Origin of the sequence: Pseudoalteromonas sp. SWYJZ12, assembly GCF_015864395.1 — a bacterium.
Lineage (GTDB): Bacteria > Pseudomonadota > Gammaproteobacteria > Enterobacterales > Alteromonadaceae > Pseudoalteromonas > Pseudoalteromonas arctica.
Window position 1 is genome coordinate 23,430 of record NZ_JADYXH010000031.1, and the last position, 10,430, is coordinate 33,859.

Genomic DNA, 10,430 nt, shown 5'->3' on the forward strand with positions numbered 1-10,430 from the left:
AGTTAGCGCAGTAAAAAGGCCCAAAATAAATATTTATTTTGAGCCTTAAAATTATCAAGCAGGTTAAAGTGTTAACGACTTTACTTGCTGTTCTATAGATTTAACCTTCGAAATCACTATCGTTATGGCGCTCTGCCATTTGCTCTTCTTCAGGACCCCATGTGCGATTTACGCGACGACCGCGTTTTACAGCAGGGCGTTCTGATATTTGTGTAGCCCAGCGTACAACGTGAGTGTATGAGGCAACATCTAAAAACTCTGCTGCATCATATAAAGCTCCAAGCACTAACGATCCGTACCACGGCCAAATTGCAATATCGGCAATTGAGTATTCATCACCTGCCATGTATTCATTTTCGCTTAAATGGCGATTTAACACGTCAAGCTGGCGTTTAGTTTCCATGGTAAAACGGTCAATAGGGTATTGCATTTTACTTGGTGCGTAGCTATAAAAATGACCAAATCCGCCACCTAAGTAAGGCGCTGAGCCCATTTGCCAAAATAGCCAGTTACGACACTCTGTTTTAGCTTTTAGATCTTTAGGTATAAGTACATCAAATTTTTCAGCCAAATACTGTAAAATAGAACCTGATTCAAAGATGCGAGTAGGCGGCGTGGTTGAATGATCCATTAGCGCTGGGATTTTTGAGTTTGGATTAATATCAACAAAGTCAGATCCAAACTGATCGCCATCACCTATGTTTATTAAATATGCGTCATAGTCTGCATCGGTGCAACCAAGCTGTAAAAGCTCTTCAAACATGATTGTAGCTTTTTGGCCATTAGGTGTCGCAAGAGAATAAAGCTGAAATGCGTGCTCACCAATAGGTAGAGTTTTGTCATGAGTCGCGCCTGCGATTGGGCGGTTAATGCTGGCAAACTTACCGCCACTTTCACTTTCCCACGTCCATACTTTTGGTGGCGTGTATTCGTTTTTATCACTCATAAATAACCTCTGTTAGATGAAATACATATATGGTAAATGTGGCCATAAAAAATTAATTAAAGCCCCTAATACTTAATTTACCGACCTTTTAATTTATCGGCTTTTGCTAATCTATAACCTAAAAACAACCCGCTTAGCGCTCCAAATAAATGGCTTTCAAACGATACATGATAGCGCTGAGGTAAAACACCCCATATAAAACCGCTATAAAGTATAGCCACTACAACTGCAATTATAATTGATTTTAATGAGCGTCTTACTAAGCCGTAGCATAGAATAAAGCCCCATAAACCATATATAACACCGCTTAAACCAACATGTATGTTACTGCGCCCAAATGCCCAAACTAAGAGTCCACCGACTAGAGCGGTAAAAATAAATACGTTATAAAAACGTTTTACGCTGTACTGGCAAATTAGCCAGCTTAATACTACAAATGGGATCATATTACTGGCAAAGTGCCACCAGCTACCATGTAAAAAAGGTGCGCATAGTATGCCAATTAATCCTTGGATACTGCGTGGATATATGCCTAAACCATTAAGATTTATGCCAGGTAGACTATTGATCACCTGTAGTACGAAGCAAATAACAACAATACTAAATATTGCGAAACGGGTACTCGTTAGTAATGACAGTGTGGTTGGCTTGGTTGCCATATAATCGCCCTAATTGACTTTAAGAGTTGCCAGTATAGGAATTGTATTTGCTAATGAAAAGCAATTAAAAAAGCACAGCATAAAATGCTGTGCTTAATTTTAATTATTACTCACTATTAACCTAATTTAGTTAATAGTTTTTTTGCAGCTAGTTCAGAGCTTGCTGGGTTTTGGCCGGTAATTACTAAACCGTCTTCTAGTGCTAATACACCCCAGTCGTCAGTTTTTTGATAATCGCCACCTTTTTTAATTAGCTCGTCTTCAACTAAAAATGGCACGATATCGGTAAGTTGCACTGCAGCTTCTTCAGAGTTAGTAAAACCAGTTACTTTTTTACCCGCTACTAATGCATTGCCATCAGCATCTTTAACATTTAAAAATGCAGCACTTGCATGACATACCGCAGCAACAGGCTTTTGCTCTTTAATAAAGCTTTCGATAAGCGAAATTGAATCTGTGTTGTCAACTAGGTCCCATAATGGACCGTGACCGCCTGGGTAAAATACAGCGTCAAAATCGCTAGATTTTACTTCACTCAACACTTTAGTGTTTGCCATAAGTGTTTGTGCTGCGCTATCGGCGTCGTAACGTTTAGTTGCATCTGTTTGAAAATCAGAAAGTGTACTTGTCGGATCAATGGGTGGTTGACCGCCAGCTGGAGACGCTAATGTTACTTCAACGCCTGCATCAACAAATGCATAATAAGGGGCTGCAAATTCTTCTACCCAAAAACCTGTTTTTTCGCCAGTGTTACCAAGTTCTGCGTGAGATGTAAGAACCATAAGTATTTTTTTAGACATTGAATATATTCCTTCTGATGATTTAAATTAGTTTATCTTGCTTACCAATTACTATATGCACTAACAGAGCTTTAAACAACGATGATAAATTTAACTTTATTGGTTTAATAATTGATACAATAGAAGGGTTGAATTTAAAACACGCTACGGAGCACATATGAAGGTGTCGTTTGAGCAGTTAAAGAGCATGGTTGTATTTGCGCAAATTGTAGAGCAGGGCAGCTTAACCGCTGCCGCTAAACAGTTAGGACTTACGCGAGCCGTAGCAAGTTATCATTTAAAAAAGTTAGAAACCCAGCTTGAAGTCACTTTATTAAATCGCTCAACTCGCACAATGGCGCTGACTGAAGCGGGTATTGCTTATTATGAGCGTTGTAGAATAATTACCGAACAAGCTAATGCAGCTAATCAGCAAATAGAAAATATAAAGAGTGAGCCACAAGGTTTACTTAAAATTAGCTGCCCTGTGAATGTGGGAATGCAGCTAATTGTGCCCGCAATAAATACGTTTAAGCGCCAATACCCTAAAATTAAAATAGACTTACAGCTTACTGACGATGTGGTTGATATTATTAAAAATGGGTTCGATTTTGCAATTAGGGGTGTGGCACTGAGTGACTCCAACTTGCAAGCAACCAAGCTGACTACGATGAGCACTTGTATTTGTGGCGCGCCGGATTACTTTACACATTTTGGTAAACCTAAAACACCTTTAGAATTGGCAGATCATCAATGGGTGGTTTATCAGCTAGGAAGTAAAACGTTAACACTTTCAAAAGATGGCAAAAAACACGACATTGCAATGCAAGGCGCCTTAAGTACTAATAACGCAGCTGCACGTACTGCCTTTGTAGAAGCGGGGCATGGAATTGGGCGTATTCCGCTTTACGATGCGTGGCCTAAAGTACAAGCTGGGCTACTTGAAATAATATTAGATGATTATAAAAGCAAAGATATTGAACTGTACGGGGTATTTCCGCCAGGAGCTGCGGGTTCTAAAAAGCTACGGTTATTTATTGATTACTTAAAAGCGTATTTTGTAAAACAGCATACCGCCTTGGGTATGCTGAAAAGCGTTTAATTATTTTCGCTTTTAAAGCATTTATAAAACACTTATAAAGTACGGCTAAATAATGCAACCGCTTGTTGATACATATTAATTGCAAGGGCTGCATCGTATCGCTCACCTTCATCACGCATGAAGGCATGTTGGGCATTAACTTCTTGCCATTGGTAATTAATATCCGTACTTACGCATTGCTGGTATATTTTAGCACGGCCTTCCTTTGGTACATGCGGGTCTTGTTTACCCCATATAAAGTGAATTTCGCCTTGTATATCAGCCATGCGTTCAAATGAGTTATTACCTGATTTTGCCGGTAATGTGTTGCTGTGAATATCGGTAGCATATAAGCAAAAAGCCGCTTTAATTTCAGAATTAAGCGCCGCTCTGTAAGCTAAGTGACCGCCAATACATACGCCCATTGCGCCTACTGTACCTGTGCAGTAATGTTGCTGCTTTATAAAGTCGATCATGGCTTGCGTGTCGCTATCATGATGCTCAAGTGGTTTTGCCCACTTGTCGGCATTGCCTTTGTCTTTACCTGCATCGTCGTAAGCAAGCACAGTGCCCATAGTATTTAACTCGTGAAACACTTCCGGTACTAATACCACAAAGCCATGGCTTGCTAAAATAGCTGCGCTGCGTGCAATAGGTGCAGTTTGCTGAAATATTTCAGAATAAAAAATGATAGCAGGGAATTGCCCTTGCGCCTGAGGGCGATAGATGGTTGTTCGCATTAAACCTGTAGGTGTTGGCAAGTCTGCGTTATGTTGTTGAATTATCATAAAAGCGCTCAGTTAAATAAAATTATATATAATGATATGGTAACTGAGCGCGATAAAATAAACGACTTTTGTTGTCGAGTATTTAAATACTTGCAGGCATTTTATTACAACTAGCGTAATAACTTACGGTAGCCGGCCAATCTGAAAATATAGCCATTACCCCCACGTCTTGTGCGAGCACATCAACGACCGTCATCATATCGCCATCGTTATCTATAACATCAGCAATTGATTGATAGTAATAACCACCACCTTCATTAAGCGGACCTGAGCGCTCAAGGCTCCATGCAATAAGCTCTAAACCTGCTGCTTTTGCGTCAATTGCGTATTGTGATGGCACGATATTATTTTCGTTATCTATTGTTAGCATCATCCAAATTGGAGGGGCTAAAATTTTAACGCCGTCAGCCACAAGTTCATCCATACCAGGTTGCCATGTTTGTGGGTTACTTGGATCAAATCCGGCTTCACTGTCGCGACCATCTAGGTATACGCTGTTATCTGCAAAGTCAGGGTTAGTGTTAATCCAGTATTTTACGTCTTCAAGGTTAAACGATTGCGGATAAACTTTTGAGGCTGGCACGCCCATTTGTGTGTACTCGTCTAGCATTTTTTGCGCATATTGCTCTTGCGTCATTCCATCAAATGGCATGCTTACTTGTGGCGATTTAAGTTCTGGGGTCATTTTCACCCCCATCCCATTAAACAGTGCAATGCTTTGTTTATGGGTCATTAATGTGCCGTTGGTGGCATATAAATCAGTGCGCCAATTTGGTGTACCATCCATGTAATCGGCAACGGTAGTTGCATTGGTGTTTGCACCATCCATTTTACCTTCAAGGGTTAAAAATTCCGCTAAGCTTATATCACTGGTACAGCATTTAGCTGACGCAGCAATACCATTAGTAGGGTCTGCGGGTGTAAATGGCACACTGCATTTAGCTGCAAGCTCAGGAATGGCTAAAATATTAGTTGTGGTGTGTAAGTCGCATTGAGAGTGACGACATACTAGTTCTTTATCGTTTGTAAATGTAACATCGCATTCAACAATGCCTGCGCCCATTCTGGCTGCAGCAATGTAAGCTTCTTTAGTATGCTCAGGGTATTGCATTGATGCACCGCGATGACCAATAGAAAAGTCGGTACGGTAAAAAGGACCTTCACTACAAGATTCTAGTTGTGTTTTTAAAGCGCTGTCGCTCATATCATCTACTAAATAATAAGGACGAGTGCCTAGTTGAATATCTGGCGCATCACCACTTGGTACCTCTACAATAATAGGCGTAGGCACTTCAACAATCTCAACTTCTGTGCTGGTAACAACCACTTCTTTTTCTACTATTTCTACATCGTCGTCGCAGCCAGCAAGTGTGGCTAACAATATACAGCTTGTAAGTAAGGTAATACGTTTCATTGTTTATCCTTAAAAAGTAAATTTGTACTACCTTAATGATTATTAATGACAATTTAGCTACAAACGTATTAATTTACTTTTTTATTAATAACTTGATTCACTAACAAGGCGCCTAACATTATGCCAGCTCCAATACTTAACCTGACTATGTCAGCGTCTCGGTTCCAAATAAGTACATTAATAATAATACCAGCCGGAATGAGAAGGTTATTCATAACTGCCAAGGCACCTACATTTACAAGCGTTGCGCCTTTATTCCATGCAAAATAGCCAAGACCAGAGGCAATAATACCTAAATAAATAAGCACGCCCCACTGGGTAGATGTACTTGGGAGTTTGCTTGCATCACCAAATAAAACGTAGCATACAATAGCAACAATTAACGCCCCAATAAAAAACCAACCAAATATCGCTTTATCGTCAAGAGTATTACTCGTCATTAATCGTTTGTAAGTAACTTGCCCTGTTGCAAAACAAATATTGGCAGCTTGTACGAGTAATAAGCCGATTAAAAAGTTGTTGTTTAAGTCCTCATAACGAATTGCAACTGCGCCAAAAACAGCAATAAGTGCAACTATAAAAAACCGTGGATTGAATTTTTTTTCAAGCGCGTCGTTTAATAAAGTAATGTAAATAGGGGTCATTACGGTAAATAACAGTACTTCGGGGACGCTTAAAAATAAAAAGGAGTGGTAGTAAAAGCTATACATAACACCAAGTTGTATAGCGCCAATCAGCATGAGCTTTAAGGCTAAAGGTTTAGGTGTTTGTTTAAACTTTAAAAATGGTAAAAATACGATAGTTGCTAGTGCTATGCGAATTAACACACTAAACCATGCATCAACCTGACCTGCTAAATACACGCCAATTAAACTAAATGAAAATGCCCAAAGTAAAGTTACTGCAAATAAGTACCGCATAGCCGTCGTCTTTAAATAATTAATGGCAGCAGTTTATCTGTTATAAATTAATGTATAAACAATAAAAGCCCGCAAGCGGGCTTTTATAAAGCAATAATTAATAAACTAAGTTATTAACTATTCAACTAAACCACGGCGCTTAAGTAGTGCGTCGGTAGTTGGTTTTTGACCTCTAAACTCAATGTAGCTTTGCATTAAGTCGCGGCTGTTACCTTTTGATAGGATTTCTTTACGGAACTTATCACCATTTTTACGTGTTAAGCCGCCGTTATTTTCCATATGTGCAAAGGCATCTGCTGCAAACACTTCAGTCCAAAGGTACGCGTAGTAACCAGCTGAATAACCACCTGCAAATGTGTGGCTAAAAAAGTTTGATTTGTAACGTGGTGGAACAGGGTAGTAAGCAATACCGTGTTTTTCTAGCGCGTCTTGCTCAAACTTTTGAACGTCAGCTACTTTTTTATCAGAACCAAATGAATGCCATTCCATATCAAGTAGTGCAGCGGCTAAGTATTCAGTAGTGCCATAGCCTTGGTTGAATTTTTGCGATTCAAGTACTTTATCAAGTAAAGCTTGTGGAATTGGCTCACCTGTTTTGTAATGCTTAGCATAGTTTGCAAGTACTGTTGGTTCAATCATCCAATCTTCATTTGCTTGTGACGGAAATTCAACAAAGTCACGCGCCGTTGCAGTACCCGCTAGGCTTGGGTATTTAACATCTGAGAATAAACCGTGAGCAGCATGACCAAATTCATGGAACATAGTAGACACTTCATCAAATGTCATTAGCGTAGGCTCGCCTGCAGCAGGTTTTGGAATGTTCTGCGCATTGTAAATAACAGGTTTGGTGCCTTTTAAGCCGCTTTCGCTAACGTATGCACTCATCCATGCGCCGCCACGTTTGCCTTCACGTGCATATGGGTCTAAGTAAAATAAACCAATAGCGCTGCCATCAGCGTTAAATACTTCGTATACGGTTACATCTTCATGATAAACAGGAAGATCTTTACGTTCTTTAAACGTAATACCGTACAGTTTGTTCATTGCAAAGAATAAGCCATCGTGAATAACCGATTGCATTTCAAAGTATGGTTTAACAAGTGCTGGGTCTAAGTTGTACTTTTCTGCACGTACTTTTTCAGCATAAAAAGTCCAATCCCATGGTTTAAGCTCAAAGCTTTCGCCTGAATCGTTAATCACTTTTTGAATAGCGGCTGCTTCAATCTTTGCTTTTTCAACTGCTTTAGGTGCTAGGTCATCAAGGATGCCGTAAACGTTTTCAGTTGTTTGCGCCATACGCGACGTCATTACATAAGAAGCCCAATCTTTGTAGCCTAAAAGCTCTGCTTTTTGAGCGCGTAGGTTGGTTTCTTTAATAATAATAGGGCCGTTAGTTTTTGCTGCACGGTTTGCAGAGGCTTTAAAAATTCGCTCACGTAGGTCGCGGTTTTCAAGGCTACTTAAAATTGGTTGTTGCGTTGTATTTACCAAAGTGATCATGTAGCCGTCTTTGCCCGCTTTTTTAGCTGAAGCTGCAAGGCCTGCAATTTCGCCTTCAGAAAGACCTGCTAATTCACTTTTATCTGTAACTACAATAACGTCTTCTTTAAACGATTTTAAAATGTTTTGTGAAAACGCAGTAGATAGCTGAGCTAGCTCTGAGTTAATTTCACGCATTTTAGCTTTTTCAGCGTCGTTTAATTTAGCACCTGCTTTTACAAACTGCTTGTAGTAAAAATCAACTAGGCGTTTATCTTCTGCGTTTAATTTATCTTGATTGTCGTAAATTGTTTGTACGCGCTTAAATAATTCACCGTTTAAGTAAATATCATCTGAGTGAGCAGATAATACAGGCGCCATTTTTTCATCAATACGCTGGTATTCAGCATCTGAAATTAAACCAGATAAGTTATAAAAAGCAGCCGATACGCGATTTAATAGCTCCCCTGACAATTCCATTTTAACTAATGTGTTTTCAAATGTTGCTGGAGCAGGGTTGTTAGCAATGGCTTGTACTTGTGCCGTGTGCTGTGCGATACCTGCATCGAATGCAGCTTCGTAGTCTTTTGTACCAAATTTATCAAACTCTGGTGCCATATATTGCAATGGGCTTGGCTTAAATAAAACATTGTTTGCGTTCATGTCTTGCACTTGTGCTGCGCCTTCTTTTGCCATGTTTTGTGTATCGTTAGATGAACAGGCCGATAATATTAAGGCACTAGCAATAGTAGTGGCGATCAGGGTTTTACGCATAATAACTCCATAGAAAGATTAGCCGGAATAGGCTTTGCGAGTCGAAAAACCTAGTTAACTTATCAAATTTTGGCGTTTATACAATAAAGTTTATCGGTATTAAGGGGGATTTGAACGCAAATTAGCTAATATTTAGCTTTAAGGGAGGTAAAAGTAGCTCTAAAAGTAAACACCTGAGCTACTTAATAAGTCGTTGAGTCATAATTGCTTAGTTATATCCAAGTACAAATTTTCTCTCAGAGCCAAAGTTGTTAGGTTGTTGTTGGCCAAACTCTTTGTTGATAGATGCCAGTGTTTGCTCTTGTTCTGCAAGAAGGCACAAAATTTTATTTCGGTAATCTAGGCTGCTTTCAAATAAATGTAAGTCTACCTGCGGCTGCAAAGTAGCGAGTCTTTGATTTAAAGTAAGTTGTGTCATATGTGATCTCCAGTGCTTGTACACTATTTATATAGCACTCGGTGCAATAAAGAGTTAATAAATTGTTCATAAAAAGTATATTGAACTTATTAACTTGGCGTTTTAGTTATATTATGACTGCTAAACTTACCCAACACTGAACCGCTTTCACTTTATAGCGATTTAAATTTAAAGCGCTCCTTTGCTTGTTTTGGAAAATAAATGACCTTAGAACACATAAACCAAATTCTTGCCTTTGTTGTATTTAGTTACAGCGATGTACACATTACCGTAGCAAAAATTATTAAAGTGCCTTTAATACTTTTCGCTATTTGGTTTATTGTGACGCGTATTGGCAAGCTAATAACAAAAACATTATTGGCAAAAAAGTTAAGCCAAGATGCCGTGCATTTATTTACACGTATCTACTTTATTTTAAGTATCGCTATTTTAATTTTTACATCTTTAGAAGTATTAAGCATACCGCTTACTGCGTTTGCTTTTGTTTCAGGTGCAATAGCCATTGGTGTAGGCTTTGGTGCTCAAAATATTATTAATAACTTTATTAGTGGCTGGATACTAATGTGGGAACGCCCAATACGTATTGGTGACTTTTTAGAGGTAGGCAATGCAAAAGGCGTGGTAGAAACAATTAATACTCGCTCAACGCGTATTCGCCGAAATGACGGCGTACATATGCTTATTCCTAATTCTCAATTGCTCGAAAATACAGTAACAAACTGGACGCTAATAGATGGCAATGCACGCTCATCGGTCAGTGTAGGCGTTGCGTATGGATCAGACGTGATACTGGTTAAAAAGCTTATTCAGCAAGTGCTTGATGATTATGAAGCAATATTGGCTAATCCAAAGTCATCGGTGTTATTTGATGACTTTGCAGATAGCTCGCTCGTATTTAACGCTATTTTTTGGGTGTGCGCCGAGTCTGAAACCATGCTTAGAAAAGTACGCAGTGATATTCGTTTTAGTATTTACGCTGTATTTGAAAAGCATGATGTAGTGATTGCTTTTCCGCAGCGTGATATTCATATCGACGGTGAAATTGCATTTAAGCGCTCATAGTTCAAATATGGTAAATATTAAAAGTCGCTCTTGGGCTAACACCATTCAGTTAAGCATGCTTTGACTTAATGGTGTACCGAGTTTTTGAAATTCGAACGGTCCTACTTTTG

Annotated in this window: 10 protein-coding genes; 2 read left to right on the forward strand and 8 right to left on the reverse strand. The window is 39.2% G+C overall.

The features are described 5' to 3' along the window. Window positions 1–100: 100 nt before the first annotated feature. From yghU to I6F42_RS19300, 3 genes are all read right to left on the reverse strand, one after another. Window positions 101–946 carry a glutathione-dependent disulfide-bond oxidoreductase gene (gene yghU, locus I6F42_RS19290; protein WP_007581288.1) on the reverse strand — a complete coding sequence of 282 codons (846 nt, stop codon included), beginning with the start codon at window positions 944–946 and terminating at the stop codon, window positions 101–103. 77 nt (window positions 947–1,023) lie between these two features. Continuing rightward, window positions 1,024–1,605, reverse strand: a complete 582-nt coding sequence (locus tag I6F42_RS19295) for a rhomboid family intramembrane serine protease (protein WP_010555361.1) — start codon at window positions 1,603–1,605, stop codon at window positions 1,024–1,026. 116 nt (window positions 1,606–1,721) lie between these two features. Beyond that, window positions 1,722–2,405: a type 1 glutamine amidotransferase domain-containing protein gene (locus I6F42_RS19300; protein WP_010555362.1), complete on the reverse strand. Its 684-nt coding sequence runs from the start codon at window positions 2,403–2,405 to the stop codon at window positions 1,722–1,724. A gap of 157 nt (window positions 2,406–2,562) precedes the next feature. Here I6F42_RS19300 and I6F42_RS19305 point away from each other — a divergent pair, with 157 nt between their 5' ends. After that, entirely contained in the window at window positions 2,563–3,486 is a 924-nt protein-coding gene (locus I6F42_RS19305) for a LysR family transcriptional regulator (RefSeq protein WP_010555363.1), read from the forward strand. 32 nt (window positions 3,487–3,518) lie between these two features. On the opposite strand, the gene I6F42_RS19310 is transcribed toward I6F42_RS19305, so the two are convergent. The 5 genes from I6F42_RS19310 to I6F42_RS19330 form a co-directional block, all read right to left on the reverse strand. Further along, window positions 3,519–4,253, reverse strand: a complete 735-nt coding sequence (locus I6F42_RS19310; protein ID WP_010555364.1) for a dienelactone hydrolase family protein — start codon at window positions 4,251–4,253, stop codon at window positions 3,519–3,521. An 82-nt stretch (window positions 4,254–4,335) separates the two neighbouring features. Then, the gene (locus tag I6F42_RS19315; RefSeq protein ID WP_010555365.1) at window positions 4,336–5,667 is read right to left on the reverse strand and encodes a glycerophosphodiester phosphodiesterase family protein; all 1,332 of its coding nucleotides are present in this window, start codon (window positions 5,665–5,667) and stop codon (window positions 4,336–4,338) included. A 68-nt stretch (window positions 5,668–5,735) separates the two neighbouring features. Beyond that, window positions 5,736–6,587, reverse strand: coding sequence for a carboxylate/amino acid/amine transporter (locus tag I6F42_RS19320; RefSeq protein WP_010555366.1), 852 nt, complete (start codon window positions 6,585–6,587; stop codon window positions 5,736–5,738). Between the two features lie 117 nt (window positions 6,588–6,704). After that, window positions 6,705–8,840, reverse strand: coding sequence for a M3 family metallopeptidase (locus I6F42_RS19325; protein ID WP_007581300.1), 2,136 nt, complete (start codon window positions 8,838–8,840; stop codon window positions 6,705–6,707). A gap of 208 nt (window positions 8,841–9,048) precedes the next feature. Beyond that, on the reverse strand, window positions 9,049–9,258 hold the full coding sequence (locus I6F42_RS19330; protein WP_010555367.1) for a hypothetical protein: 210 nt from the start codon (window positions 9,256–9,258) through the stop codon (window positions 9,049–9,051). Between the two features lie 201 nt (window positions 9,259–9,459). Here I6F42_RS19330 and I6F42_RS19335 point away from each other — a divergent pair, with 201 nt between their 5' ends. Beyond that, window positions 9,460–10,320: a mechanosensitive ion channel family protein gene (locus I6F42_RS19335; RefSeq protein ID WP_197153131.1), complete on the forward strand. Its 861-nt coding sequence runs from the start codon at window positions 9,460–9,462 to the stop codon at window positions 10,318–10,320. Window positions 10,321–10,430: the final 110 nt, after the last annotated feature.